27 protein-coding genes and 4 pseudogenes are annotated in these 24,986 nt (G+C 68.3%); 19 read left to right on the top strand and 12 right to left on the bottom strand.

Annotated features, from left to right (window positions below; genetic code table 11):
• Window positions 1–2 precede the first annotated feature (2 nt).
• A complete protein-coding gene (locus ACTVZO_RS43455) occupies window positions 3–617 on the bottom strand; it encodes an RICIN domain-containing protein (protein WP_443304108.1) in 615 nt (204 codons plus the stop codon).
• Between the two features lie 599 nt (window positions 618–1,216).
• Here ACTVZO_RS43455 and ACTVZO_RS43450 point away from each other — a divergent pair.
• Both ACTVZO_RS43450 and ACTVZO_RS43445 read left to right on the top strand, forming a co-directional pair.
• Entirely contained in the window at window positions 1,217–1,606 is a 390-nt protein-coding gene (locus tag ACTVZO_RS43450; RefSeq protein ID WP_443304107.1) for a cupin domain-containing protein, read from the top strand.
• Between the two features lie 609 nt (window positions 1,607–2,215).
• On the top strand, window positions 2,216–2,761 hold the full coding sequence (locus tag ACTVZO_RS43445) for a hypothetical protein (protein WP_443304106.1): 546 nt from the start codon (window positions 2,216–2,218) through the stop codon (window positions 2,759–2,761).
• Window positions 2,762–2,927: 166 nt separating this feature from the next.
• Here ACTVZO_RS43445 and ACTVZO_RS43440 read toward each other — a convergent pair whose 3' ends face one another.
• Window positions 2,928–3,434: a chorismate mutase gene (locus ACTVZO_RS43440; RefSeq protein WP_443304105.1), complete on the bottom strand. Its 507-nt coding sequence runs from the start codon at window positions 3,432–3,434 to the stop codon at window positions 2,928–2,930.
• A gap of 185 nt (window positions 3,435–3,619) precedes the next feature.
• Between ACTVZO_RS43440 and ACTVZO_RS43435 the strand changes: the two genes are divergently transcribed.
• The 6 genes from ACTVZO_RS43435 to ACTVZO_RS43410 all read left to right on the top strand — a co-directional run bounded on the left by ACTVZO_RS43435 (window position 3,620) and on the right by ACTVZO_RS43410 (window position 8,358).
• Window positions 3,620–4,117 carry a hypothetical protein gene (locus tag ACTVZO_RS43435; RefSeq protein ID WP_443304104.1) on the top strand — a complete coding sequence of 166 codons (498 nt, stop codon included), beginning with the start codon at window positions 3,620–3,622 and terminating at the stop codon, window positions 4,115–4,117.
• 132 nt (window positions 4,118–4,249) lie between these two features.
• A complete protein-coding gene (locus ACTVZO_RS43430; RefSeq protein ID WP_443304103.1) occupies window positions 4,250–4,480 on the top strand; it encodes a hypothetical protein in 231 nt (76 codons plus the stop codon).
• Between the two features lie 213 nt (window positions 4,481–4,693).
• On the top strand, window positions 4,694–5,491 hold the full coding sequence (locus ACTVZO_RS43425; RefSeq protein WP_443304102.1) for a PepSY domain-containing protein: 798 nt from the start codon (window positions 4,694–4,696) through the stop codon (window positions 5,489–5,491).
• A 49-nt stretch (window positions 5,492–5,540) separates the two neighbouring features.
• On the top strand, window positions 5,541–6,251 hold the full coding sequence (locus tag ACTVZO_RS43420; protein ID WP_443304101.1) for a response regulator transcription factor: 711 nt from the start codon (window positions 5,541–5,543) through the stop codon (window positions 6,249–6,251).
• Complete coding sequence (locus ACTVZO_RS43415; RefSeq protein WP_443304100.1) at window positions 6,248–7,666, top strand: sensor histidine kinase; 1,419 nt, start codon at window positions 6,248–6,250, stop codon at window positions 7,664–7,666. The genes ACTVZO_RS43420 and ACTVZO_RS43415 overlap by 4 nt, the downstream gene beginning before the upstream one ends.
• Window positions 7,663–8,358, top strand: coding sequence for a hypothetical protein (locus tag ACTVZO_RS43410; RefSeq protein WP_443304099.1), 696 nt, complete (start codon window positions 7,663–7,665; stop codon window positions 8,356–8,358). Before ACTVZO_RS43415 ends, ACTVZO_RS43410 begins: the two co-directional genes overlap by 4 nt.
• Before the next feature lie 74 nt (window positions 8,359–8,432).
• On the opposite strand, the gene ACTVZO_RS43405 is transcribed toward ACTVZO_RS43410, so the two are convergent.
• Window positions 8,433–9,131, bottom strand: a complete 699-nt coding sequence (locus ACTVZO_RS43405; RefSeq protein WP_443304098.1) for a terpene synthase family protein — start codon at window positions 9,129–9,131, stop codon at window positions 8,433–8,435.
• Between the two features lie 311 nt (window positions 9,132–9,442).
• On the opposite strand from ACTVZO_RS43405, the gene ACTVZO_RS43400 reads away from it, so the two are divergent.
• Window positions 9,443–9,847: a VOC family protein gene (locus ACTVZO_RS43400; RefSeq protein ID WP_443304097.1), complete on the top strand. Its 405-nt coding sequence runs from the start codon at window positions 9,443–9,445 to the stop codon at window positions 9,845–9,847.
• Between the two features lie 148 nt (window positions 9,848–9,995).
• On the opposite strand, the pseudogene ACTVZO_RS43395 reads toward ACTVZO_RS43400, so the two are convergent.
• A pseudogene (locus ACTVZO_RS43395) lies at window positions 9,996–10,298 on the bottom strand (hypothetical protein); the annotation flags it as partial.
• Window positions 10,299–10,428: 130 nt separating this feature from the next.
• The gene (locus ACTVZO_RS43390; protein WP_443304096.1) at window positions 10,429–10,551 is read right to left on the bottom strand and encodes a hypothetical protein; all 123 of its coding nucleotides are present in this window, start codon (window positions 10,549–10,551) and stop codon (window positions 10,429–10,431) included.
• Between the two features lie 333 nt (window positions 10,552–10,884).
• Between ACTVZO_RS43390 and ACTVZO_RS43385 the strand changes: the two genes are divergently transcribed.
• Together ACTVZO_RS43385 and tpg are read left to right on the top strand one after the other, a co-directional pair.
• Window positions 10,885–11,682: a hypothetical protein gene (locus tag ACTVZO_RS43385; RefSeq protein WP_443304095.1), complete on the top strand. Its 798-nt coding sequence runs from the start codon at window positions 10,885–10,887 to the stop codon at window positions 11,680–11,682.
• 355 nt (window positions 11,683–12,037) lie between these two features.
• Window positions 12,038–12,595, top strand: coding sequence for a telomere-protecting terminal protein Tpg (gene tpg / locus ACTVZO_RS43380; protein ID WP_443304094.1), 558 nt, complete (start codon window positions 12,038–12,040; stop codon window positions 12,593–12,595).
• A gap of 191 nt (window positions 12,596–12,786) precedes the next feature.
• Here tpg and ACTVZO_RS43375 read toward each other — a convergent pair whose 3' ends face one another.
• Entirely contained in the window at window positions 12,787–13,014 is a 228-nt protein-coding gene (locus tag ACTVZO_RS43375) for a hypothetical protein (RefSeq protein WP_443304093.1), read from the bottom strand.
• A gap of 23 nt (window positions 13,015–13,037) precedes the next feature.
• Entirely contained in the window at window positions 13,038–13,115 is a 78-nt protein-coding gene (locus ACTVZO_RS43370; protein ID WP_443304437.1) for a DUF6233 domain-containing protein, read from the bottom strand.
• A gap of 350 nt (window positions 13,116–13,465) precedes the next feature.
• Here ACTVZO_RS43370 and ACTVZO_RS43365 point away from each other — a divergent pair, with 350 nt between their 5' ends.
• Window positions 13,466–13,789, top strand: coding sequence for an STAS domain-containing protein (locus tag ACTVZO_RS43365; protein ID WP_443304092.1), 324 nt, complete (start codon window positions 13,466–13,468; stop codon window positions 13,787–13,789).
• 511 nt (window positions 13,790–14,300) lie between these two features.
• On the opposite strand, the gene ACTVZO_RS43360 is transcribed toward ACTVZO_RS43365, so the two are convergent.
• From ACTVZO_RS43360 to ACTVZO_RS43350, 3 genes and pseudogenes are all read right to left on the bottom strand, one after another.
• Window positions 14,301–14,555: a hypothetical protein gene (locus tag ACTVZO_RS43360; RefSeq protein WP_443304091.1), complete on the bottom strand. Its 255-nt coding sequence runs from the start codon at window positions 14,553–14,555 to the stop codon at window positions 14,301–14,303.
• A gap of 106 nt (window positions 14,556–14,661) precedes the next feature.
• Window positions 14,662–14,943 carry a hypothetical protein gene (locus tag ACTVZO_RS43355; RefSeq protein ID WP_443304090.1) on the bottom strand — a complete coding sequence of 94 codons (282 nt, stop codon included), beginning with the start codon at window positions 14,941–14,943 and terminating at the stop codon, window positions 14,662–14,664.
• Between the two features lie 748 nt (window positions 14,944–15,691).
• A pseudogene (locus ACTVZO_RS43350) lies at window positions 15,692–16,372 on the bottom strand (IS6 family transposase); the annotation flags it as partial.
• Between the two features lie 29 nt (window positions 16,373–16,401).
• On the opposite strand from ACTVZO_RS43350, the gene ACTVZO_RS43345 reads away from it, so the two are divergent.
• The 3 genes and pseudogenes from ACTVZO_RS43345 to ACTVZO_RS43335 all read left to right on the top strand — a co-directional run bounded on the left by ACTVZO_RS43345 (window position 16,402) and on the right by ACTVZO_RS43335 (window position 18,719).
• Complete coding sequence (locus ACTVZO_RS43345; RefSeq protein WP_443304436.1) at window positions 16,402–16,692, top strand: transposase; 291 nt, start codon at window positions 16,402–16,404, stop codon at window positions 16,690–16,692.
• A gap of 426 nt (window positions 16,693–17,118) precedes the next feature.
• Window positions 17,119–17,831: pseudogene (locus ACTVZO_RS43340) on the top strand (IS6 family transposase).
• A 72-nt stretch (window positions 17,832–17,903) separates the two neighbouring features.
• Window positions 17,904–18,719, top strand: coding sequence for a hypothetical protein (locus ACTVZO_RS43335; protein WP_443304089.1), 816 nt, complete (start codon window positions 17,904–17,906; stop codon window positions 18,717–18,719).
• A gap of 156 nt (window positions 18,720–18,875) precedes the next feature.
• Here ACTVZO_RS43335 and ACTVZO_RS43330 read toward each other — a convergent pair whose 3' ends face one another.
• Both ACTVZO_RS43330 and ACTVZO_RS43325 read right to left on the bottom strand, forming a co-directional pair.
• Entirely contained in the window at window positions 18,876–19,139 is a 264-nt protein-coding gene (locus tag ACTVZO_RS43330) for a helicase associated domain-containing protein (RefSeq protein ID WP_443304088.1), read from the bottom strand.
• A 407-nt stretch (window positions 19,140–19,546) separates the two neighbouring features.
• On the bottom strand, window positions 19,547–19,723 hold the full coding sequence (locus ACTVZO_RS43325) for a hypothetical protein (protein ID WP_443304087.1): 177 nt from the start codon (window positions 19,721–19,723) through the stop codon (window positions 19,547–19,549).
• Between the two features lie 964 nt (window positions 19,724–20,687).
• Here ACTVZO_RS43325 and ACTVZO_RS43320 point away from each other — a divergent pair.
• The 4 genes and pseudogenes from ACTVZO_RS43320 to ACTVZO_RS43305 all read left to right on the top strand — a co-directional run bounded on the left by ACTVZO_RS43320 (window position 20,688) and on the right by ACTVZO_RS43305 (window position 23,708).
• A pseudogene (locus ACTVZO_RS43320) lies at window positions 20,688–21,357 on the top strand (IS6 family transposase).
• 274 nt (window positions 21,358–21,631) lie between these two features.
• Window positions 21,632–22,006, top strand: coding sequence for a hypothetical protein (locus tag ACTVZO_RS43315; protein ID WP_443304085.1), 375 nt, complete (start codon window positions 21,632–21,634; stop codon window positions 22,004–22,006).
• Window positions 21,955–23,150 (top strand): IS3 family transposase gene (locus tag ACTVZO_RS43310; RefSeq protein WP_443296327.1). Its coding sequence is split into 2 segments (ribosomal slippage): window positions 21,955–22,207 and window positions 22,207–23,150, totalling 1,197 coding nucleotides; the frame shifts between segments, so codons are not numbered across the junction. The genes ACTVZO_RS43315 and ACTVZO_RS43310 overlap by 52 nt, the downstream gene beginning before the upstream one ends.
• Window positions 23,151–23,420: 270 nt before the next feature.
• The gene (locus ACTVZO_RS43305; protein ID WP_443304084.1) at window positions 23,421–23,708 is read left to right on the top strand and encodes an STAS domain-containing protein; all 288 of its coding nucleotides are present in this window, start codon (window positions 23,421–23,423) and stop codon (window positions 23,706–23,708) included.
• Window positions 23,709–24,986 lie beyond the last annotated feature (1,278 nt).

Below are 24,986 nucleotides of genomic sequence, written 5' to 3'. Positions count from 1 at the left end.
GGCTACAGCAGGTGCGTGGACCAGTTGTGGTCGTCGGCGGGCCCGTCCGTGCAGTAGTACAACTGCAACCGCGCGTCATTGCCCGCGTTCAGCCCCGCGACGTCCAGGCACAGGCCGCTGACCTCGTGCCGGATCCATTCGCGTCCGCTGGGCAGGGGCTGGAGGTAGAAGCGCTGGTTGTCCCACGAACCGGGTATGCACGTCCACATCTGCAGGGGCGCGTTCACTCCCGGATTGCCTTCGCCCGGCGGGTCGACGCACATGCCGACGGCCTTGACGCTGCGGATGGTGAACGTCGCCAGTCCTTGCGGGGTGCCCCCCCAGTGGTCGAGGTAGAAGCGCTGGTTGTCCGCGGTCGACGTATCGCAGCTGTACTGGTTGACCGGAGTGCCGTTGCCCGCGCCACCGACGCCGGGGATGTCCATGCACCTGCCGGTCCGGTCATTGCGGAAGTAGACGGGTCCGATCGTCGCTCCGGCGCGCCCGTCGAGGGCCCGGAGCGCTGAACCGGCCTCCTTCGCGCCGTCCTGCGGCTGAGCGGCCGGCGACGGAGGGGCCAGTGCCATGAGGGCGCTGACCGACAGTGCGGATGCGAGCGCGAGCAAACGTGTCCTCAAAGCATTTCTCCTTAGTCCGGACGGCCGTCAGTGGCGTACAGAACAGCACCGCGCGGACTTCCCCCGCGCAGAAAACGAACGAAATGGCCGATTCCGCCTGGCGGGCGGGCTGATTCCGGGACACCCGATCCTCATCGAAAAGAGAATCATCCGGAATCCCTCCCGCAACATTCACATATGAGATCCCGACCTCCGCTTTCCGAGAGCGCCGGCCGCAATGTGGCGGGCGAGACCTTACAAAGATCTGGCCATGCACTGCGGAAAGACGGCCGAGACAATTCGGCAAGATATCCGGACCCGAATCTCCTCGCCCCGGCCGTCAGGCTGGACCGGGCGGGCCCCCGGCTCGGCCATCGCCGGCGCCTCCGTCACGGCGGGCTGGTGCCAGTGGCCCATCACGGCCAACGGAGTGCCCTGAGGCGCCCTGCCGAAAGGCCCGCCGCTTGGGGACCTTTCGCAGCGATCGCGACGATCCGCCTCGACTACATTCGGCACATGACCGGAACGGCCTGGTACGGGCCCCGCTGACGCTGCGGCCGCGGCGTCGGCCCGAACTCCCGCGCCCCGCCCGCACCTCACGATCCGTTAGGAACCCGCACATGTTCGGCATGACCGTCACCGCTGCCCCCGGCGCCACCGAGACCGAGGTGCTGCGCCTGGACCCGGAGGGCGGTCCGTTCCGCGAGCTCGCGGCCGTCCGCATCCACGTACCCGCGGGCGGCACGATCCCCGCCCACTCCCACGGCACCTCGGAGCTCCTGCTGACCGGTGTGAGCGGCTCGGTGGAAGCCTCCTGCGGCTGCGGCGCCAGGACCGTCGGCCCGGGCACCTTCGCCATGCTCCCCGCGGGCAAGGAGATCACCCTGACCAACCACGGCACCGAAGCCGCCACCGTCCTCGCGGTGCTCTCCCAGAGCACGTTCACCGACGGCCTGCCCCGCGCCCAGACCCCCGGCTGCGGCTGCAAGGGCCACGGCCACGGAGCCTGATCCCCCCCCCGCACGCCCCGCGCACCTCGGACGCCCGTGCCGCCCCGGTGACGACGCCCTCGACCCGTTTCCCGGGTCGAGGGTTCCGCCGTTCTCGAACCAACGAACAACGCATCCGGCGACGCCCAATTGGAGCCGGCTCAGCCGATTCGCTCATGAGAGCCGTCTTCCGGCAGCCGCCGAGCCGGTATGCCGTTCACCTTCGAGCGCCGGCAGCAGATGACGACCGGCGCGATGCCTGCGAACGCCGCCCCCTCGCTGCAGCAGCTCCCACAATTCCTCGGAATTCGGTTCCGGAAAACTTGGCGAACCCCCGAGCAATTGTCGGCCGATAATGCCGGGTGATTCTCCGGCCAATCCAGCGGTGCAGAAATGCCCCCGGGCGAGACGGATCTAAAAGGTCTAGACTGGACTCCAAGGCCTTGTGTCGCTGCCTGCCCTGGGCGGATTATCCATACGAAGACGTATGGTGCGATGGTTCCGCCAAGCTGCCCCGCCCGACCGACCGGTGTCCACTTCTGGCAGTTCTATGGCACTTTCTCCTCCGTTTCCGAGATGTGGGGAATGCTCTCTTTATTGAGCAACGAACATCCGGCATAAGGAGAAGCAGTGAAGAATCGGATACTGGCAGGAAGCGTCCTGCTGGGCTCCACGGGCCTGTTGCTGAACGGCGTAATGGGCGGCACCGCCCTCGCCAACTCAGACGGCCCCGGCAGTGGCTCCAAGCCGGTGGTGCGTGTCGAAGACCGTACGGATCCTGTGGGGAAATACATAGGCAACGAGGTGCAGATCGTGGGGTTCTCCTGCCCGGCCGGCACCAAGCAGAAGACCTATGACGGGGTGAAGTTTCCGAACCTTCCGGAAGGAATGAAGTACAACACCCCCCCGAAGGACCTCTCCTTCGCCACCGTGTACGGGACCCCGACGAAGCCCGGCGTGTACAAGATGCACTTCGAGGTCGTCTGCGTGAACGCCGACTCCTCGGAGAAGACGGAGACCGGCGAGTTCGACTGGACCATCACGGGCGCCGTCGACGAAATCCCGACTCCGATGTCGGGCGGAACCGTGGTTCTCGCCGCCAGTGGAGCCGCCGCGGCGCTGCTCGGAGGCGGAGCCTTCCTCGCCCGCCGCCGTAAGGCCGGGGCCGCTGCGTGACACCGCCCCCCGAGGCACGGACCGACCTCGTCTGACGTAACCTCTCGCCCCCACTGATCGGGACCGCACCGGCCGCGGCGTGTGCGGTCCCGATCAGCCCGCTGCCCGCTTCCCGGCTTCGGGAAGGCAGCTCTCCGGGCCTCTGCTCACCTCGCCGGTGACCCGGTCAGACATGTGCGATGCAGAGACTGGTCAGCGCCCGGTGGAGAGCCCGCGTGTGAACCGGGGGCAGCCGAAGATCGCGCGCAACGGCCAGCCGGGCGTGCTCGCGGCGGGCGGCGCAACGGGGGCCGGACAGCAGCGCCTGGGCGTCCCTCCCCGTCAGGAGCAGGCAGGTGTTGAGGCGGTTGATCTCCTCGCGGACCGCGCCCAGATCCGGTGCCATGGCGGGGCCTTCGGCGGAGTGGGTACGCCAGCGGTCGTGGAGGTGGTGCTGTACGCACTTGCTCGCCTCGATCTGGTCCCGGAAGATCCTCTGGACCAGGTGCCGGTCGATCCCGAGCCGCACGGCCTCGGCGTCCATCGCGTCCAGGACCTCTTGCTCCCGGTCGGGATCGTCGATGGGGGCGCCCGAAATCCACTTGGCCGCGGCGACCTGGTCAGCCGTCAGCAGACGTTGCGCGGCGGCCCTGACGAGTTCGGTCAGGCCGCTGTCGGTGGTACGGGCGGTCATGAGGGACACCCCCTCGGTGTGCGGGCACACGGGTCAGGGCCCCCGGTCAGGGCCAGGGCCTGGATTGAGGCCGGGGCGCAGTACGCCGACGACGGGACGCACGGGTCGGGCGCCGCTCCCATCATGATCACCAGTACGGAGCCGCGGGGCGGCTGTAAGTGGATCCGTCGCGCCGGACGTTGACCGTGCCTGTACCGCGAGTCCGCGGAAGTGTCCCCGAAGGAACCGGTCGGTCCATCCGAACGGACGACGGAACAGCACGCTCGACCGGGATCACCCGGCCCGAACTGTGGCGGGACGAGCTCGCCGGAAGCCTCGCCGCCCTGGCCCCTCTGCTGTGGCTGGGCCCCAGCCGGCAGGGACGGCAGATCGCCTGGATCCGTCCGTCGTCCGCCGCCACCCTGATCGGCTTCGACGACCGCTCCGCACAAGGCACCTGGTGGGGCGCGCAGCTGTTGTGCTCCCCGCTCGCCGCCGTCCTCCTACCGCTGCTGGCCGCGGTCGCGTGGATCCTGCCGGGGCGGCGGCAGCGCCGGGCGGCAGCCGCGCTGACGGCGTTCACCTTGCTGCCCGTCCTGCCACCACAGTGGCCTGGTCCCTGCTGGCCGGCTCCGCGCTCGCCCGGGTGCGGCGGCGGACGGTCGCGGCCGTGGCGGTGGTGGCCGCCGCCCTGGCGGGGCTGACCGACCAGGTCTCCCTGCGCCGGACCGCCGCGAGCCGACCACCCCGCGAGCTGGACCGCGTACGCCGACGCGGCGGCCGTCATCGACGCCCGCCAACTGCCGGGGGACGCGATCGCGTACGGGGCACGGGGCATGTGGCTGCCCGACCTCGGCCTGGCCTACCATCTCGCCGACAGAATGCCGCGGGACGTCTTCCTCGAGCACACCGCCGCAGAGAACTCGGACGCGTTCACCCTCGACCCGGTCACACGCGAACCACCGATGCCGGCGGGCAAGTCCGAGGCACTGCGCAGCCACTACGAGCCGGAACGGACCTTCAGGCTGTCCGGAATGACGGTGACCCTGCTGACGGCCAAGCACTGAACGCCGCGCTCCGCCCGCGCTCCGCCCGCGCTCCGCCCGCGCTCCGCCCGCGCTCCGCCCGCGCTCCGCCCGCGCGGGCCCGCGCCCGGCGGGTTCCTGAAATCGGCTTCAGCATTCTTCAGGGACGGCTCAGGAGAGGTTGGGATCGTTCAGGGCATCGGTGGCGCCACGCACGGCGCCGTCGGCAGGCAACGACGAAGGAGCCCACCCACCATGAAGCGCCGTCCCCTGACCGCAGCCCGCCGCCACCGCCTGCTCGTGGCTTCGGCCCTGACCGGAGTGCTCGCACTGTCCTCGGCGTCCTGCTCCACGGGCACCGACGCCGGAATCGACAAGGCGCGCTCCGCCGGCAGCGCGGCCTCCGCCGACGCGGCCGCGGAGGCCGGGAAGGGGACCGACCCCACGGGCAACGCTCCGGTGGAGCAGGGCGGCACCCAGACGTCGTGGAGCGCGGCGGTCGAGACGGCCGAGAAGTCGGTGCCCGGAGGCAAGGCCACCGACGTCGAACTGGACGACGGGGTCTGGGAGGTCGACGTCATGACCTCCGAACCGCGCGTGCACAACGTCGCCGTCGATGCCACGACCGGCGCACTGCTCGGCAGCCGGGCCGACCAGATGCCCGAGCAGGCCCGCTCGTACCTGAAGATCGCCCTCGGCAAGCTGGCGGCGGCCACCGTCCCGCGGACCGACGCCGCGGCCACCGCCCTCAAGGCGGCGGGCAAGGGCTACGTCTCCGAAGTGTCGATCCAGGGCACCGAGAGCCGCCCCCTGTGGCAGATCGACGTCCGCGACGGCAGCATCCGCCACGAGATCGATGTCGACGCCACGTCGGGGGCAGCGGTCCGCCACGACAAGGAGCAGGACGACGGCGATGAGCGCAGGCGCTCCTCGGACAGCCGGACCGGCGGCGGGGACAGCGCCACCCGGGCGCCGTCACAGGGGGAAGTCCGCGAACGATCGCACGACTTCGGCAAGGACGAGTACGACTGGTCCCGGCACGTTCCCCGCTGAGGTCATCCGTGTCCATGGACCGCCACCCAAAACAACTAAAATCCCACTAATGAGCCGCATGCTGCTCGTCGAAGACGAGATCTCGCTGACCAAGGTGCTGCGCCGCGGTTTCGAAGCCGAGGGTCTCGAAGTCGACGTCGCGTACGACGGCAACGAAGGCCTGAGACTCGCGCTGGAGCGCGAATACGACGTCGTGATCCTGGACGTGATGCTCCCGGGCCTCGACGGACACCGGGTGTGCTCGACGATCAGGGCCGCCGGACTGTGGACGCCGATCCTGATGCTCACGGCCAGGGACAGCGAATACGACGTCGCCGAAGGACTGGACACGGGCGCCGACGACTACCTGACCAAACCGTTCTCGTACCTGGTGCTGCAGGCCCGGCTGCGTGCCCTGCTGCGCCGCGGCGGCCAGGCCAAACCGCGGACGGTGGAAGTGGGCGACCTGCTCCTGGAGCCGCAGACGCGCCGCTGCACACGCCTTGGTTCCGAGCTGGCCCTCACCGCCAGGGAGTTCGACGTCCTGGAAGTGCTCGCCCGTCGCCCCGGCGTCACCGTGTCCAAGGGCGCCCTGCTCGAGGAAGTCTGGGACCTGCCGGCCGACAGCGACCCCAACCTGGTCGAGGTCCACATCAGCGCACTCCGCCGCAAGATCGACCACCCCTTCGCGGGACGGGCGGACAAACTCCTCCACACCTCCCGGGGGCTGGGCTATCGCCTCGTCCCGGCCAAGGGCGCCACCCTGGGTCCGGCCTCATGAGACCACCCCGCTTCCCTCACGCCTCCGTCCGCGTCAAGACGACCGTCGGCGCCCTGACGATCGTGTTCATCGCCCTGGGCGCGGCCTGCGCGGGGCTGCTCACCGTGACCCGGCACGGCCTGGTCGAGACCGCCGAGAAGACCGCCAGAACCCGGGCCGAGGCCATCGCCAGGGACACCCGCGACGGGACGCTCGTGCAGCGGCTCTCCGTACCCGGCGGTGAGGACAGCCTCCTGCAGGTCGTCACCGACCACGGAAGGATCCTCGCCGCGAGCGAGAACCTCACCGGCCGCCCCCCGATCGCCGCATTCCAGCCGTCGGCCGGCCGCGCCGTCGCCGCCCGCAGCATGCGCGTGGACACCGTCACCGCAGAGCGCCCGTACCGGGTGGTGGCCGTCCGCACCGAGTCGGAAGGCAACGCCGCCACCGTGTACGCGGGCACGTCCCTGCAGACCGCCGAGTTCACCTACCGGCTGATCCTGAGCTCCATGATCCCCGGCATCCCGCTGCTGCTCGCCCTGGTCGCCACCGTCACCTGGCGCAACACCGCCCGTGCCCTGCGCCCGGTCGAGGCCATCCGCGCGGAGGTGGCCGAGATCACCGAACGGGACCTGGGGCGCCGGGTCCCGGTGCCCGCCTCGCACGACGAGGTCGCCCGCATGGCCACCACCATGAACCACACCCTGGACCAACTCCAGCAGGCCATGGACCGCCAGCGACGCTTCGTCGCGGACGCCTCTCACGAACTGCGGAACCCGATCGCCGCCCTGCGCGCCCACGTGGAGGTGGCGATCGCCCACCCCGAGCTGTTGCACGGCTCCGACCTGCTCGACGACGTCGTACGCGTACAGGCGCTCGTCGACGACCTGCTGCTGCTCGCCCGCCTCGACGCCGGCCGGCGCCCCGACCAGGCGCCCTTCGACCTCGCCGACCTCACCGCCGAGACACTGCGCAGGCGGCCCGGAGGACAACTCCCCGTCGTCCTCGACGCATCCACCCCGGCCCCGGTCCGGGGCGACCGCGGCCACCTCGCCCGCATCATCGACAACCTCCTGGACAACGCCCAACGACACGCCGCCGCACGCATCACGGTGACGGTCGCCGCCACCGGCGATACGGTCGTTGCCGAGGTGTGCGACGACGGATCGGGCATCGCCCCCGCCGACCGGGAACGCGTCTTCACCCGCTTCACCCGGCTCGACGAGTCCCGCAGCCGCGACGCCGGAGGAACCGGCCTGGGCCTGGCCATCGCCCGCGACATCGCCGCGGCCCACGGCGGAACCCTCACAGCCCAGCCACCCCGCACCCCGGGCGCCCGCCTCGTACTGACCCTGCCACGGTGCCCCGCCACGGCAGATCTGGCCGAAGGTGCGAGGCGGACAGGGCCGCGAACCGGCACAATCGAACCGGCATGAACCCACAGACCCCCACCGCCGACGCCAACCGCAAAAGACCACTGCGTTCCCGAGTCAGGCACGGCAGCCCCACCTGCGCCGACTACGGGTGCCCGCGCCAGGAATGCAGGGCCGCGGCACGCCGGGACCGCACCCGGCGCACCCGCGAGCTCATGGCAGGCCGCCCCGCCCGCGTCCCCTCGACCGATGCCGCCGCGGCCGCACGCCGACTGCACAGGGCGGGCCTGTCGGCAGCGGACATCGCCGAGATGTCCGGCGTCGCCGTCACCCTCGTACGGCGCCTGCTGCGCCCGGCCGAAGCACGGCCGGCCCGCATCCACCGCACCACCGCGGAAGCCATCCTCGGCATCCCGCCGGACACCGTCCGCCGACCCGAACGGCGACTCCCCGGCCTCGCCGAAGCGGACAGGGCCGCCACCAGCCTGCAAACCCTCGCCGAACACGGCTGGCCCACCCGCTTCCTCGCCGACCACCTGCACACCAGCACACAGACCCTCGCAGCGATCCGAAACCGGGAACGCTCCCGCCTGGCCCTCACCCTGGACCGCAGGATCCAGCGCCTCACCCCGCTCCTGCTCGCCTGCGACCCCGCCGACCACGGCATAGCCGCACACCACAGCCGCCGCGCCCAGTCCGCCGCCCACCACCGAACCTCACCACCCCCGCCCCCCAAGCCCCGCCGAACCCCCTGACCTGGAGCCGACCGGCGCGCACAGCCCAGGAGATGTCGACTTCCTCACCGAAGGTTCGCCTGGTGGAGCGGCCTTCAAGGGGCAGCGATGATGATGTGCTCCGGATGGAGGGTCACGACACTGGTACGCAGCCCGTTCCAGCCGTAGCCGGTTCCGTTGTAGCGGGACGTCTCGCACGACCACCGGTAGTTCCCGGTGCAGAACGATCCGATGCCGTCCAGGTAGGCGCTGGTCTCCCGCCCTTTGGGACCGGCCGACGCATAGCGCCGACGGAGAGCGGCAACAGCGTCCGTCAGCCTGGCGTCGGCCCTCTCGACCATGGCCGCGGACTGATCGAAGGCCTCTTGAAGGGTCCTGCCGTGGGCAAGGAGGGTGGCCGCATACTCGTCCTGCTGCCGGTCGTCGGTGAGGTCAAGGTCCGGGACGTACTCGAGGCAGGTGATGTATGGCCGCAGCCCTACGTTGCTGCGGCGCACCGCGAGGTAGGTCTCCAGATCAGGGATCTGTCCGGTGGCGCGGAACTCGTTCTCCCGCTGAGCTCCGGCGAACCAGTTCTGCCAGTCCGCGCGGTACCGCTGGTACACACCCTCGGGCATGCGTCTTCGCAGGGTGGACCAGATGTCGTGGAAGGCGCGCCCATAGGGGTGCTGGGCGTTCTCCCAGTCCGCATCGATCTCATCGAACAGGCCGCGCTGGAGCAGGGCGACGTCATCCACTTCGAACATGAGTGAAGTGGTGCAGGAGGAATGAGCGACCCGCTCGGGCAGGCCCACGGAATCACCATGGACTCCCACAACGGGTAACGGTGCTCCGGCATCCGGCCGAGCGCTTCGGGGCCGGAAGAGATCAGGAACGCCCTTACCCGAGCTGCGTTGTGTTCGTAGATGGTGGGGTAGTCGGGGTTCACCTTCGCTGTGGTGGAGCACGTCAGAGCGGGAAGGTGAGCCGATTCTCCAGAGACCAGAAGCTGGCGAAAGGCCGATTGAACGGAACTCCACTACATTGGAGGGTCGCTCCACGGCAGGTTCACGTCAGGAATGGCTTACCATCGCTGTTTCCGAGAATCTGGGAGGGGAGCCGGAAGATGATGGGCGCCAAGCAGGTCAAGGTGGGGTTACGGGTCCGGGATCTGCGAGCTTCCGGTGATCTCTACCTCCGGCTGGGATTCCGTGAGATTCCCAATGACGAGCAGCCGAATCTGCGCTACCTGACCTTCGGTCACACCTGGCTGATCTTGTCGGACATGTACGCCCACGAGTACAACCGGCCGGAGGACGAACAGGCGGTCAAGGCCGGCCCCCTCGGGCTCGGTTTCGCGCTGGCCCTCCCGACGCCGGATCTGGACACCGCGTATGACCTGTGGCGGCGCGAGGGGCTCCCCGTGCTGAGTGAACCGGAGGATACGGCTTGGGCCCGCGTCTTCGTGGGCCAGGACGTGGACGGCTACGAGGTCGTGTTCGAGCAGTTCCACGACGAGTACCGGTCGTAGCCGACAGGAAGCCGGTGTCGAGGTCTGTTCGGCCAGGGGTGGCAGACCGCGCTGGGCCCGGTCCCGGTTCACGCGCGTCAGGCGTTCGGGCCCGTACCAGGCGGCAGGGATCTGCGGCAGCCTGGTCCCCGAGCAGGATCAGACCCCGCTCGCCGAGAGAAGCCAACCGCCGCTGCACCGTCTTGACTTCACACAACGCGATCCGGGCGAGCGTCCGCCGCGACGGGAACGCATCGCCACGGGGGCTATTGTCGTGTTTCGCGCGAATTGGGCCGCGCTTGATGGTGTTGACGGTAGGCAGAGCGGTGCTCGTTGCCTCTGGGTGGCGGCAGCTGGGGCGGCTCTCCTGCGCGTGGCGCCGTGATCGACTGAGGTAGCGGAGTGGTTCTGTTGGCTGGTAGCCCCGGATCCGTGAGCTACTTCGGCACCTGTCGGCCGCAGGGCTGGTCACGACTCCCGAGGACAAGCCGCTCACTACCTCCTCCGGTGGGAAGGCCCAGGGGCGCCCGCTGAGGATCAAGATCCACGATCAGCCCGCGAACGGGTTCACGCCCAGGTGGGCCAACACGGAGGAGAAGCTCTCACACATCCGTCCCGAGGCCGTTCGCGTCGCCCGCGAGGCCGCCGAGCGGGATGCCGAGCGCGCCCAGAACACGGCTGGTCGGAATTCCGACCAGGGCCTGTCTGGTCGGAATTCCGACCACGATCTTGGGGCTGACCTGGGCGAAGCTGCGCCGGACTGCTGTTCTTGTACTTCTGCTTCTTCAACTACTGCTGACCTGGGGGGGCCGTAGGCCACAGTGCGGGTGGTTTGGCGTGTGCGGGTGGGTGCGAGGCTGCGGGCGAGGAAAGTCCGGCCGTGCCGGGCGGCTCCGCCGCGACTCCGGAGGAGGTCAGCAGCAAGGAGAAGGGGAGGCGGCCAGCGCAGCGGGTCAGTGAGCTGGTTCCCGTGGCGGGGGAGGAAGAGGTCTACGCCCTCCTGGACGGGCTCGGGGTTGGGGTCCGCGGCTTCTCGAATCAAGACGCTGAGGCGGGCGGTGCGGGAGTTCCTGGGCCACAACCCCGACGCCCAGCCCAGCCCCTTCCAGATGTACCCGCGTACGCCTGCACACGCCGCCACCCGCATCTTGGGGAAGTGGCACCGGGTCGGCGGACCTGTCCGGGCGGCCAAGGGCTACCGGGGGGCGGACGCGATCCAGCGGCCGGCCGGCTACCTGGCGGAGCTCCTGTTTGAGCAGGCCTGCGAGCTGCCTGCCTGCGAGATGGGCGTGTTGCTCGACACGGGCGCTGAGTGCCAGCAGTGCCGGTACCGGGAGACCGAGCGCATTCAGACCGCTCACGCGCACTGGGTCCTGGCTGAGCAGCGCGCCGAGCGTGAGCGGTTGTCGGCTGAGGCTGCGGTGCGTCGCCAGGCGGAAATCGATGCCGTCTATGACGAGGCGGCGGAGGAGAACGTGCGGCGTGATGCCGTTCGGGCGGCGCGGGCGGCCGAGGCCTTGGAAACCGCCCGGCTGCGGGAGGAGTTGGCGGCGCAGCACCCCGAGCTGGTGAGCGTCGGTGCCGATGTTCCCGGCCCGAGGGATGGTGCCGGGCGGTATGCCGAGGCGGCGGGGCGCGGTCGGCAGGCAGCCGAGGAGCAGCGGGTGCGGGCGGCCCTGGTGGCCACGGGCGCGTACGGGTCGCCTCTGGAGGAGGAGGTCCGGCGCCGTATGAGGGTGTGGAAGGCAGAGCGGCGCGGGGAGGCTCAGGCGGCGGATCTTGCTGCTGTGGCCGCCCGGCCTGTCGGTGCCTGGCCCACGGACGGGCACGCCCAGGATACGGAGCCTCCGTTCTAGCTGCTGTATGCCCCGCTGAGCGCCCTTCGGCCCGGCGTCGACCTCCCCGTCTGCCGCTGATCCTGAGGGGCGCTCAGCGGGGCTTCAATGGGCTCCTGTTGCGGGTGGTGCCCGTGACGCGGTTCAGTGCGCGGTCGGTCCTGTGCCGAGTTGCCGTCGGCCGACGGACCGGGGCGAGGCCGTCGACTGGTCCGCGGCCGGGCCTTCCGCCGCTTCGGCGGCCAGGCGTGTGCGGCGGCCGACGGCGGCTTGTGCAGGGGGAGTTGCGGGGCGCGGGCCAGTGCCCAGAGCGCGGCGTTCAGTCATTCGTCCAGTTTCACGGGCCGACCACCGGTCCTCATCATCGGAGAGGCACATGGGCATCGTCGGGGACAGTCTGGAGCGGGCGGGGCAGGCACACAGCACCCGCCCGATCCCCAAGTCGGCGGGCGCGCAGATGCGCTACCTCGTCAAGCAGCACAAAGGCTCCACCAAGCAAGTGGCCGCCCTGCTGGGCGTGTCACAGCGCACGGTCGAGCGGTACGTGAAAGACCAGATCAAGCAGCCCAAAGCCCAGCTCGCTGACCGTATGGCGGCCGAGGTGCGCCGCCGCTGGCAGCCCCTGGTCCGCAAACGCGCCCGCGCCCAGGCAGCGAAGCAGACCGGGCTGATGGTCGAGACCCGGGCCCGGTTCGGGTTCACTGCGGCCCCCGGGTCCACCGACGACGGACGCATGCGCCGGATCACCCAGCACCTCCCGCCGGAGCTCGCCGGCCGGCTGCTGTCCGCCCACGACGCAGGCGCAACCGAAGCCGACCTTCAGCGACTCGCGGCCGAAGGCCTCCAAGAGGCCTACTTCCAGGACGGCGGCCGCCGCGCACAAGGGCTCCTGGTTGAGTTCACCGACATCGACTACATCGACATTGCCTACTGACTCCCCGGCCTGGCACGGCTCCGGCGGAGCTGCCCTGGCTCGAGAAATCGGCGGCACCACCACCTGATCCTTTGCGGCACCGGCGTGGATAGAGTCGGGTGCAGCCCGCGCCGATATGGCGTGCGTGGGTCAGGCCTGGTGCCCGCTTCGATCGGGGGCAGTACCGCCGGGCCGCCCCAAGCGTGCTCCGATCAGGTTCCGCCGGTCTCCTGGGACCATACGGTCGGCCCGCCGCCGCGCCACTCGATGAGCAGAGGGTCGTCCAGGCGGACGATGTCCGGGTCGAGGCCGGCGCGCCGCAGGAATTCGAGGAGGTCGGCGGGGCCGAGGGCCCGGCCGAGGATTTCGCCGTCGCAGCGGACACGGCGCCCGCCCTGTTCGTCGGGCGGGTAGACGATCACGCGCAGAGCTGGGCTCATCCCTCCACCCTGCCGGTAGCCGCTCACTCCAGCACGCCCAGGGCGGTGTCCGGGCGGCAGTGGAGGCAGGCGGGTACGCCTTCGGTCAGCAGCCGCCGTATCTGTTCGGGTGTGGCGGGTGTGCAGCGGTGGCCGGTGTCCCAGCAGGTTCCCGGTGTGCACGCGGGTCGCAGGCCGGCCGGTGCCGATCCCGCGTTCGATCTACCACGTCGGCGGCTCTTTCGGGGGCCGTCTGGACGCGGCGGGCGCGTCGCGCTCCGCGGCGAGGGCGAGGGCCGCTTCCGCCGGGCTGAGCCCGCTTCTGAGGTAGGTGGTCAGGGTTTGTGGCCGGGGTCGAAGGTCCTGGGGGGTGGGGGTCGGATGCCTCTGACCGGAAGAACCATTTCTGGGTGAAATGTTAACTTATCTACTATTTAGGTGGATATCTGGTTCGGGTCGGGAGGTGGTTCTGGTGCAGCTGACGATCACCAGTGGAGCTTCAAGGTCCGCGATACGGATCGCGGTCCGTGGGTACGTGGGCCCCGCGGACGCGGCCGGGCTGCGCAGTGTGCTGTGTGCAGCGGCTGCCGAGTGGCCGTTGACGGTGGTGGATCTCTCCGAGACCACCTCGTGTGACCGGGCCGCGCTGAACGCCTTCCTCGCCGCCCGCCTCGAGGCACGCCTGCACGGCAGGCGTCTACAGGTCCGGGCCGTGCCCGAAGGCCTGCGCAGGGACCTGTCCGCCGGACCGCTCCCGCGCCGCGTCGACCCCGCTGAAACAGCCCGACGGGCGTAGGCACCCGGAGGTGCTCCCGGTCTGCTTCCAGGCGTGTGGGCGGGGCGGAGTGCCGGGCACCGGGCCCGGGAGGTTGGCAGCGCCGTCCAGCTCGCGGCCGGACAGGCCGAGTACGAGCGCCAGTGGCGCGTGGAGGGCTGCCTGTCCGGCGGCCGTCGAGTTTGGGGCCGGGTGTCCGGTCCCGTGGGCACCCGGCCGGTCACCGGCCCGGGTGTCTTGGACGGGGTTCGCCGGCCCCGGGAGTACGGAGGGTGGCCGGCCGGGTGTTGCCCCGGGGGCCGCTGTGCGGGCGGTCCCCGGGGTCTCGCTCCGTCGCGGCCGGGATGCGGCGTACGGATTGCCGGTGGTGGCTGGGGAGCGGGTGGGCCGGGTGCTGCGGCCCGTGCCCGGGGGCGCTGCCGTTGAGATGGAAGATGGGCAGCACCCCCGCCTCTTTCTCCGGTTACGCGGGGAGCCTTGTGTGGCATCCTCTCGCGGCAGGTGAAACCAGACAGCGGGAACGGTCGCGTGTTCAGTCGAGGCCGTGGATGATGCAACCGTTCTTGTGGGCCTCTTCCAGCCACTGAGGGCGGGGGTCGGCGAAGTAGTAGATGTTTCCCGCAAGCCACTCGTCGACCTCGTGCTGGATCTGAGTGCAGGGTGTGAATGCCCTTGCTGCTGCGGAGTGCTGGTTGTGGGAGGGGGCTGCCTGGGCCGCACTAAGTCCCGCGGTGGCGGCGGCGACCGCAGCGACGATGATGCCTGTGATCTTGAAGGTGGTACCCATCTCGTGCTCCATCCTGTGGGCGGAGATTTTCCGCCCTCCTCGAGTTCAAACAGGAGGCCCGCCGTCCAAGCCCACGGGCTATGTCCGTGGTGACGGGGCCGGGGGTTTACTGGCAGTAGGCGTGGACGGTGGCCGTGCCGTTCGCAGGGCGGCCGGGAACCTTGACCCAGCTCGAGGTGGAGTCGGTCTCGGTGCAGGTGCTGAAGGTACCGTGCGCCACGGAGTCCGCCATCTGCTGGCGGGCCGCTGCGAGGGCAGCTTTGGGGTTCGCGCCGGTCGCCGTGAAGGTCTGGTGGGAGGGCTCCGCTTGGGCGGACTGGAGGCCAAGGACTCCGATGGCGGCCACGGCCGCCGCGAGGGTGGTCAGGGACTTGAAAGCGGTGCGCACGATCTACCTCGTCTAGCTGTGGAAGGTTCCGCCGGAGCGGAAACGGGAGCCGCAGCTCGTAGGGGTAGGCCCCACCCGACCGCGGCTTGATTACCGTGCAGTAGGCAACTTTCGCCTGGCCAATCCCAGCAGCGAAATCCCGCCACTGAGACGCTGCCCGCCGACTGCGCACGCGCAGCACCCTGAGCTGCCCTGCCACAGGATCCTGTCCATCGGTCTCCGATGTTCCGATCCCCCCGCATGACCGCTTGCGGACAGCCATCCGGCTTCAGAGCAGCCCGGTGCGATGGTGTGCCTCGGCAACCCAACTGGGGATCTCAGGCGGGGTCCGTGGTCATCGAGCAGCTTGCGCAACACCTCCGCAGCTCCGGAACGTCAAGCGAGCACACGTGGCTAGTTTTCGTCTCTCTTCTTGCTATCTCGTCGTTATAAGAACGCTTGTGGCCCTGCTGATGCGGTTCTAGCCTCGATCTTTCGTGGCGGTCCGTCGGTTTCTTCGGCGGGCCGTTTCGATTGTTCGGGCTGGTAGTGGGCAGTCTGGTGGCCCGGCTGTCGCGTCGGGTGGGCGCCGGGTTCCACGGCTCCGGCGGGAAGATGCTGCTCGCAGGGACGGGAACGTGCTGGTCAGCCGGGGCACTGTCACGTTGTCGGTGGCGTGATTGTTTGATGGCGCGTCAGGGCGTGGTGGTGGGCCAGCGGTCTGCTGTTCAGGCCGTGGCGGGCGTGCCGGTGGTGCCGGTGATGTGGTCCAGATGGTGAAGCGGACTCTCATTTCGAAGCGGTACCGTCCGGCGGTCATGAGGTGGCGGTGGGGTCTGAAGTGGGGTGAGATCCCGGTGAACGCGGACAGGAACCGCTGGGCTCCGCCGACGGTGCGGAAGCCTTTCATCGCGCGTTCGCGCTGTCTGGTGGGCCGGTGGGAGTTCTCCGCCCGGTTGTTCAACCCCTTGTGCGCGCGGTGTTCCACCGAGGGCATCACCTCACGGTGCGCAGCCCCGTAGGACCGGAGCTTGTCGGTGATGATCACCCGGGGCACCTGGCCGGTGGTGGTGAGGAGCCGGCGGAAGAAACGCCTGGCCGCCGGCTTGTCGCGCCGGTTCTGGAGCAGGATGTCGAGGACGTTGCCGTTCTGGTCGACGGCCCGCCACAAGTACTTCCGCACCCCGCGGATCTTGACGAAGACCTCGTCGAGGTGCCATTTGTCGCCTGGCTGCGGGCGCCTGCGGCGCAGGCTGTTGGCGTAGGCCTGGCCGAACTTCAGACACCACCGGCGGAGGGTCTCGTGGGAGACGGTCACGCCCCGCTCGAGCATCATCTCTTCGACCTCACGGAAGGAGAGCGGGAAGCGGAAGTACAGCCACACGCAGTGCGCGATGACCTCGGCCGGGTAGCGGTGGTTCGCGTACGACGGCGCACTCGACGACACGATCGGTCCCTCCCCAGACGGACAACCCGAAGATCATTCCACCCCGCCACCGACAACGTGACAGCACCTCCCCAGAACGCATCGGGAAGATCTTGAGGGCGCACTGGGTGATCGAGAACAGGCTCCACTTCGTGAGGGACACCGCTTTCCGCGAGGACGCCTCGAAGATCCGCACCGGGCACGGCCCGGAGAACATGGCCACCCTGCGCAGCTTCGCCATCACCCAGCTCCGCACCGCCGGCCACACCAACATCGCCGCCGGACTCCGCACGACAGCCCTCCGCCCCTACGAGCGACCACTGGCCGTCCTCGGACTCAACTGACCTGCGTCAACGCACGATCAACGGACTTTGCAATCGCCCTGCCCTGCATCTGGCCAGCTCAAGCTGAGGTTGGAAAAGGCTCAGTGCCCGACTATGAATTAGCCCGGTGAATTGGGTGCGCCAACTTACCAACAGGTCACAATGCCCCAACGGTTCACAACCCCACGGGGGCAATCCTCGTAAATTTCCGTACTGAAACCAAAAGCGTCGACCGCTTCCTTAACCCTAGAATGCTCCTGACTTCCCTTGCTCTGACTGGAGAGCGGACCAAGGAAAGAGATAACTCGCGCATTCAGTGGGACGCCATTAAATAGACTATGTAGATTGACATTAACAATTCCACCCCACCCGTGATATCCTCGCATGTCACTGTAGGAGCCATCCGGCTGCCTATTCCATAGGGCGACGATGCTGACGCAGTCCCCCATGCCGTCTTTCCCGGTGTCAATTAGATGCTACCCGGTGGAGATCATTTCCCACTGTGTGTGGCTGTATTTCCGTTTCCCGCTCTCCTTCCGTGAGGTGGAGGAGATGATGCTCGACCGGGGCGTCGTCGTCTCCCACGAGAGCATCCGCCGGTGGTGCCTGAAGTTCGGCCAGACGTACGCGAACAGCCTGCGCCGACGGCGCCCGCGGCGGGCGATAAATGGCACCTGGACGAGGTCTTCGTCAAGATCGGCGGGGTGCAGCAGTACTTGTGGCGGGCCGTGGACCAGGATGGCAACGTCCTCGACATCCTGGTCCAGAGCCGTCGTGACAAGCCGGCGGCCAGCAGGTTCTTCCGTCGGCTCCTCACCGCCACCTGTCAGGTGCCCAGGGTGGTCGTTACGGACAAGCTCCGCTCGTACGGTGCTGCGCATCGTGAGGTGATGCCCTCGGTGGAGCACCGTTCCCACAAGGGTTTGAACAACCGGGCGGAGAACTCCCACCAGCCGACAAGGCAGAGTGAACGGGCGATGACAGGGTTTCGCAGTGTCGGCGGGGCGCAGCGGTTCCTGTCGGCGTTCACCGGGATCTCACCCCACTTCCGCCCCCACCGACACCTCATGGCAGCCGGCCGGTACCGCTTCGAACTGAGGGTCCGCTTCACGATCTGGAACCAGGTCACCGGCGCCGCCGGCATGCCCGCCACAGCCTGAACAACGGACCGGCCAGCACCCCCACCACGCCCTGACGCGCCATCAAACGATCACGCCCTCGATAACGTGACAGTGCCGGACGAACTGCTCGTCGTCACAGACGACACCCTCGCTACCTCCCGAGCGGCGGTGCTCCGCGCGGCATACGAGGAGAACGCCGGCCGGACCGACCTCGACCCCATCGAGGAGGCCCGTGTCGTCATGGACATCGTCAGCACGTACGCCACCGATAAAGAAGCGGCCCGCGCCGAAGGCTGGTCGGAGTCATGGATCAGCCACCGAAAGAACCTCCTCAAGATCCACCCGGAACTGCGTGAGGCCGTACGGGCCAAGGCTCGTGGAGCGGAAGGCCTCGCCATCCGAGACGCTCGCCGCCTCGGGGCAGTAAAGGGCATCGAGGACATGTCCTTGGCCGAGCAGCGCAAAGCACTGACCAAGCTCCTTCAGGAGGACACCACCAAGTCAGCAGCACGGAAGGCAGCGACCCTGCCCGTGCTGCCGCGAGCCGAGCGCAAATTTTCCGCGGAAAATTCGGATCCGCGCTCCCTACCGGAGCAGCATCCCGGCCCGGCCACGCTGGCCCAGGGTGAGACAGGACCGGAATTTTCCGCGGAAGATTCCGGTCGCCGGTCCGTGCCGGAGCAGCGCCCGGAACCTGCCGCAGCGGCGCAGGACGAGCTGGGCGACGAAAAGATCTTGGTTGATATCCGCAAGCTTCCTCGCGTCCCATGGAGTGACGGCCGAAGAGTCGCGGAGTTGGTGGCCGAGAAGATGCACGAGGAGCAACGCGAGATCCTGTTGGAATGCCTGTTCAGCATGATCGAAGAAGAGCGACGCGAGACAGTGCTCGACCGCCTGCTGAACGTGAACCCGCAGGCAGACTCCTAGGATCAGGACCGCCGAATTTTCCGCGGAAAATTCGGCCGTCGGCCTGAGCGGAGAGAGCACGCCGATGGTTCGGCACTGACGGCGGAGCCCCGTACGCATGGCGTACGGGGCTCTCACATGTTCCGGATGCCCTGCCCGGCTGCGCGGGTCCGGTCCTCAAATCACCCGGAGTTCGGCGAGTACTCTGACCCGGTCGCCGGGCAACTTCGCGCGAAGTGTTCGCGCGTTGGTCAGCCACACACCCAGCGTCACCTCGTGCTCCTGGCCGTCGTGCACTACCCGTTCGACGTGGCCGCGGGAGACACCCGGCAGAGTGCCCTCGCGGGCCAGGTAGGCACGCGCCGCCATGACAACGCGTTTCCATGCCGCCGTCCGGCCACCGGCCCTCGGAGCAGGCAGGGCCGGCTCTGGTGCGTCCACCCCGAGGGAAGTCAGCTGGCCCTGCTGCTCCTCGGTCAGCTCGTCCCATGTCTAGTGCTGTTTAGCCAGCCACCACCGCCTGACGTCTGCGCCGTGGACGTGACCCCCGGGGTGATCTCGTCCACCGCGGCCCCTCCGTCCATCACCAGGGCGCGCACGCCCGTGTAGTGGCGCTGCCAGTCGATCGGCCATACCGGGTTCCAGTCGCGGTCAATCGCGGTCAGCTGTGCGGCCCTCTCCGCGCTCAGCGCGCCCGGACGACGACAATTACAGCCACTGCCCGATCGGCCTATGGCCCCAGACGGCCCGCTCAGAGCCCGTGCAGCCTCTCCGCCAGGCTGGGCGATCCGGGTTCCGGGCTGATGACCGCTGGGTCATGAGCCCGGAATCGGGTACTGGGGCCCGGCTTAGGCGAGGACTTGCTTGGCGAAGGTGATGATGGCTTCTGCGGACTCCCGTAGGAAGCTCAGGCCGTTGTTGACGGGGCCGTTACCCGCGGCATGCGCGGGCATGGCGGCGGCGGTCAGGAAGATGACGGTGGTCGCGGCCGCGATGTTGGCGGCGCGCTTGATCTGCTTGTTCATGTCCGGAGAACGAGCGTAGGCGGCTGCGCTGTCTCGTTTGGGCTGTGGCTCACTGAGATGGGTGGTGGCGTTCTGCCCTTCGGCCCTGCAACTCCAGGGGGCACTGTCACATCGGGGCGGGGGTCGGATGGTCTTCGGAGCTTTTCGCGTCTGTCGGTATGCGGAACGTGAGCGGTGTTGCGGGGGTTGGGTTTCGTGACGTGGGTGGGTGGTCGTTGTGTGGGGTGGTGGGCTTCTACGACCGGGGGCTCGCTGGGTGTCGGCAGGGGCTGCCTCAGGGTGTCCTTCAGGCCTTTGCCGGCACCTTGAGGAGGATTTGACGCAGGCTTAGGTCGAAAGTAGTTGCCGTCGTGTAGTCGCCGGGCTTTGTGAGTGCAACACTCTTGTGTGTGACGCCCCCCACATGAGTGTCTGGTCGTCGCGTGAACGGGCCCTGCCCTACCCAGGCGGGGCTTTCGCGCGTGGGCTGCCGTTCGGGGGTGTGTCCCCAGGGGTGCGGCGGGTGTGCCGGCCGTGCCCGTCCTGTTGCCCGGGGGATGGGTTGGTGGTCAGGACGGGCCGGAGGGCCGGCGGCCCCCGCCAGGTTTGGGCCGCCGCCGACAGGTACTGCCGGTGCGAGGCACCCTGTCACACCATGGGGCACCCCCGCAGCCATGCCGGTCGGGATCCGGACAGGGAGCTGACCGAACGATCGTTTGGGCTGATCAGTCGTGGTGCCCGTGCTCCGGGGTCTGCCTGGCGCCGGTCTTGGTCCAGTCCAACACGAGCGGCTGACCAGGCAGATCCCACCCGCCACAGGCGCCCGCCCCGTATCTGTGACCGAAATCCGGCCCTGCGCTACCCGCGATGGCACTGTCACGTTGTCGGTGGGGGTCTGGGATGATCTTCGGACTGTCCGTCCGGGGAGGGGGCCGCTCGTGGCGTCGAGCACGCCGTCGTACGCGAGTCACCGCTACCGCCGGAGATCATCGCGCATTGCGTGTGGCTGTATTTCCGCTTCCCGCTCTCCTTCGTGAGGTGGAGGAGATGATGCTCGAGCGGGGCGTGATCGTCTCCTACGAGACCATCCGCCGGTGGTGCCTGAAGTTCGGCCAGGCCTACGCCAACACCCTGCGCCGGCGGCGCCCGAAGCCGGGCGATAAATGGCATCTCGACGAGGTCTTCATCAAGATCCGCGGGGTCCAAAAGTACTTGTGGCGGGCTGTGGACGCCGACGGCAACGTCCTCGACATCCTCGTCCAGAACCGGCGCGACAAGCCGGCGGCCAGGCGTTTCTTCCGCCGACTCCTCACCACCACCGGCCAGGTGCCCCGGGTGATCATCACCGACAAACTCCGCTCCTACAGGGCTGCGCACCGTGAGGTGATGCCCTCGGTCGAGCACCGCTCCCACAAGGGCTTGAACAACCGGGCGGAGAACTCCCACCAGCCCACCAGGCAACGCGAACGCGCGATGAAAGGCTTCCGCACCGTCGGCGGAGCCCAGCGGTTCCTGTCCGCGTTCACCGGAATCTCACCCACTTCAGACCCCACCGCCACCTGATGACCGCCGGCCGCCACCGCCTCGAAATGAGCATCCGCTTCACCATCTGGAACCACATCACCGGCACCACCCGCGTGCTTGCCACGGCCTGAGCAACGGGTCGGCGATACCCCACCAGGCCCTGACGCGCCACCAAACGATCATGCTGCCAACAATGTGACAACGCCTCCCCGGGGGCTTGAAGACCGGTTCTGATCGGATGACACCCCTGTGCCAGAGCGATGCCCCTTCTGAGGATCTGTGGGGTCTGGGTGGGTGACGGGGTGGTCTGATCGTGAGGGGTCTGCGCGAGTCTCGTGGCAGCCGGGGCGGGGTTGGGTCAGGCTGCGACGCGTCGTTTCCGCCCGCCCTGCAAGAGGATCTGTCGTGAACCTGCGTATCGCCACTGCCGTTGCTGCTGCCGCTCTCGCTGCTGCCGTCGTCATGCCGGCTGCTGCTTCAGCGAACCCGAAGCCGCCGATGGAGCGTGCTCCGGTCGCTCTGGGTCTGACCACCGACATGCGGCTGGTCGAGTTCCCTGTCGACCAGCCCTCCAAGACCCAGGCGATCGGTAAGGTGACCGGCCTGGATGACGACACCAAGATCCTGGCCATCGACTTCCGTGTCCAGGACGGACGGCTCTATGAGGCGCCCCGAACCTTCCGGACAGTGGTCCCACTACGGTGGGACCACTCGGAAAGGGAAGTCGGTTGTCGCAGAAACGCAGGAAATTTAGCCCGGAGTATCGGGAAGAGGCCGTGAAGATGGTGATCGAGACGTCGCGTCCGGTCGCCCAGGTCGCCCGGGAACTCGGACTCGTTGAAGGAACTCTGGGAAACTGGGTCAACGCATACCGTCGTGAGCATGATGGCGAGGAGCCGGAACTCACGCTCGACGAGCGCGCCCGCCTGCGGGAGCAGGAACGAGAATTGCGCGAGCTGCGACAGAAAGTCGCTTTCCTGGAAAAAGTTGCAGCGTACTTCGCCAAGGACCCTCGGTGAGCGACAAGTTCGAGTTCATCGATGCAGAGTACGCAATATTTACCACGAACACTGAAGACACGGTGCCGGTTGCCAAGATGTGCGACTGGCTGGAAGTATCCCGCTCCGGCTTCTACGAATGGCGGAGCAGGCCGATTTCAGCGACTGCCCGGCGACGGGAGGATCTGAAATTGCTGATCACCAAGTCGTTCGAGGATTCTGACGAAACCTACGGCTACCGTCGGGTCCACGCCGACCTGTCCGCGTGGGGCGTCCCCTGCGGACCCGAGCTCGTGCGTGACCTCATGCGGGAACTGGACCTCCAGGCGTGTCAGCCACGACCGTGGCGCCACAGCCTCACCGAGAACGACGGCTCCGCCGGCCCGATCCCTGACCTCGTGAACCGCGACTTCACCGCCGACGCACCCGGCCGCAAAATGGTCGGCGACATCACATACATTCCAACCTGGGAAGGCTGGGTATTCCTCGCCACCGTCATCGACTGCCACACCAAAGCCGTCATCGGGTGGGCCATGGACGACAACTACAAGACCCCACTTATCGAAGCAGCCATCAAAATGGCAGCACGCAACCACCCACTCGCCGAAGACGCCATCTTTCACTCGGACCGCGGCAGCAATTACACCTCGACCCAGTTCGCCAATACACTGACCGGGCTAAGAATCCGGCAATCCGTTGGCCGGACCGGGATCTGCTACGACAATGCCATGGCGGAATCATTCTTCGCGACCCTGAAAAATGAACGTGTCCACCGGACCGTATACCCCACCCGAGAACACGCCTACCGCGACATCGCCCGCTACATAGAGGTCCGCTACAATACGAAGCGCCGTCACTCGGGACTCGGGTACCGGACCCCACGAGAGGTCCACGACGAGTACCTGAACCAGCAGCTCGCAGCCTGAATTTGCTAATTAGCAGCTGTCCGGAAAACGCGGGGCCCCTCAAGGCACGAAACTTACGAGGGATCGGGTTCTCAATCAGTCACTGAGGTAGGTGGTCAGGGTTTGTGGCCGGGGAGGCGAAGGTCCTGGTGGGTGGGGGTCGGATGCCTCTGACCGGAGGAACCATTTCTGGGTGAAATGTTAACTTATCTACTATTTAGGCTGATGTCTGGTTCGGGTCGGGAGGTGGTTCTGGTGCAGCTGACGATCATTAGTGGAGCTTCAAGGTCCGTGATACGGATCGCGGTCCGTGGGGACGTGGGCCCCGCGGACGCGGCCGGGCTGCGCAGTGTGCTGTGTGCAGCGGCTGCCGAGTGGCCGTTGACGGTGGTGGATCTCTCCGAGACCACCTCGTGTGACCGGGCCGCGCTGAACGCCTTCCTCGCCGCCCGCCTCGAGGCACGCCTGCACGGCAGGCGTCTACAGGTCCGGGCCGTACCCGAAACCCTGCGCAGGGACCTGTCCGCCGGACCGCTCCCGCAGCGCCTCAGCCCCCACGCAACAGCCCGACGGGCGTAAGCACCCGGAGTGCTCCCGGCTTGCTTCCAGGCGCGTGGGCGGGGCGGAGTGCCGGGCACCGGGCCCAGGGGGACGGCAGCGCCGTCCAGCTCGCGGCCGGACAGGCCGAGTACGAGCGCCAGTGGGGCGTGGAGGGCTGCCTGTCTGGCGGCCGTCGAGTTTGGGGCCGGGTGTCCGGTGCCGTGGGCACCGGGTCGGCCGCCGGTCCGGGAGTGTGGAGGGTGGCTGGCCGGGTGTTGTCCCGGGGGCCGCTGTGCGGGCGGTCCCCGGGGTCTCGCTCCGTCGCGGCCGGGATGCGGCGTACGGATTGCCGGTGCGGCTGGGGAGCGGGTGGGCCGGGTGCTGCGGCCCGTGCCCGGGGCGCTGCTGTTGAGATGGAAGACGGGCAGGGCCCCGGGGTGCCTCGGGGGTGAGTCGGCAGGTCAAACGACGGTGCGGGAGTGATGGTTGCGGGCGGTAGGGAAGGTGTGTTGATCCTTCCGGTGTGCCGCCAGGGGCGCCCGGGCCTGTGCGTGGCGGTACCGGGGAGCCGGCCCCGCCCGAACGGACGGCACGGTGCGGGGCCGGTCCGATGTGCAGCCTCTCGGAAGGGCTACATGTCAATAAGTACGGGATCTATGCCGTATGTTCGGTTATTGGTGGCGGAGTGTCTTCTGCGGTCACCGGTCTCGGGGTCGGTCACTGGTTCAGCCGACTGGTCGCTGCGGTGGCTGTGACCGGTCTGGTACGTGTGTCCTGACCTGGGCATTCACCCGTTTCAGATGGACGCTGAGGCCCTCCAAGGGACTGGAGGGACTGAGGGTCAAAAAGCGGGGAGTCCGGGGCTGGCCCCCCTGGCCCCGTAGCTCGGGGCCCCGCTGCAAGGACACGGCTGAGCGGGGCCCTGAGCGCCTCAGGGAAAGGCAGCCCTTTCAACGATCGTGCGCGGCGGTTGTTCTGAGCAGCGCGGTAGGTGTGTTTATGCTTCCGGCGCGTTGGTTGTTGCCTGGGTGTGCTGTGTGCTGGGAGGTCCTGTCCGGACGCGCTACCGCCACCGCGAAGACCAGCGACGGCCCCGTTGAGACCCTGCGCATGTTCAAACTCGCGAAAGGGTCCGCGGTCAAGGCCCGGCCCAGGCCATCAACCAACTCAAAAGCGTCCTGATCTGCGCAGACGCCACCCTGCGCGAAGACCTCGCCGACCTGGCCAACCCCCTCCTCATCAGACGATGCGCCCAGCTGGAGGACCTCGACACCACCGGCCGGGCCGGCGCAGCCCGCCATACCCTCAGGCCGCTCG

Source organism: Streptomyces sp. IBSNAI002, assembly GCF_052244475.1.
Lineage (GTDB): Bacteria > Actinomycetota > Actinomycetes > Streptomycetales > Streptomycetaceae > Streptomyces.
The sequence above is the reverse complement of the archived record's forward strand: the minus strand, read 5'-3'. Positions and strand labels throughout refer to the sequence as shown.

What these genes read in the sequence shown, in the direction of transcription:
- ACTVZO_RS43430 (WP_443304103.1), top strand. Translation starts at nt 4,250, where the DNA reads ATGTGGCTGCCCGACCTCGGCCTGGCCTACCATCTCGCCGACAGAATG.
- ACTVZO_RS43410 (WP_443304099.1), top strand. Translation starts at nt 7,663, where the DNA reads ATGAACCCACAGACCCCCACCGCCGACGCCAACCGCAAAAGACCACTG.
- ACTVZO_RS43425 (WP_443304102.1), top strand. Translation starts at nt 4,694, where the DNA reads ATGAAGCGCCGTCCCCTGACCGCAGCCCGCCGCCACCGCCTGCTCGTG.
- ACTVZO_RS43420 (WP_443304101.1), top strand. Translation starts at nt 5,541, where the DNA reads ATGAGCCGCATGCTGCTCGTCGAAGACGAGATCTCGCTGACCAAGGTG.
- ACTVZO_RS43400 (WP_443304097.1), top strand. Translation starts at nt 9,443, where the DNA reads ATGATGGGCGCCAAGCAGGTCAAGGTGGGGTTACGGGTCCGGGATCTG.
- ACTVZO_RS43440 (WP_443304105.1), bottom strand. Translation starts at nt 3,434, where the DNA reads ATGACCGCCCGTACCACCGACAGCGGCCTGACCGAACTCGTCAGGGCC.
- ACTVZO_RS43360 (WP_443304091.1), bottom strand. Translation starts at nt 14,555, where the DNA reads ATGGGTACCACCTTCAAGATCACAGGCATCATCGTCGCTGCGGTCGCC.
- tpg (WP_443304094.1), top strand. Translation starts at nt 12,038, where the DNA reads ATGGGCATCGTCGGGGACAGTCTGGAGCGGGCGGGGCAGGCACACAGC.
- ACTVZO_RS43450 (WP_443304107.1), top strand. Translation starts at nt 1,217, where the DNA reads ATGTTCGGCATGACCGTCACCGCTGCCCCCGGCGCCACCGAGACCGAG.
- ACTVZO_RS43415 (WP_443304100.1), top strand. Translation starts at nt 6,248, where the DNA reads ATGAGACCACCCCGCTTCCCTCACGCCTCCGTCCGCGTCAAGACGACC.
- ACTVZO_RS43325 (WP_443304087.1), bottom strand. Translation starts at nt 19,723, where the DNA reads ATGAACAAGCAGATCAAGCGCGCCGCCAACATCGCGGCCGCGACCACC.
- ACTVZO_RS43375 (WP_443304093.1), bottom strand. Translation starts at nt 13,014, where the DNA reads ATGAGCCCAGCTCTGCGCGTGATCGTCTACCCGCCCGACGAACAGGGC.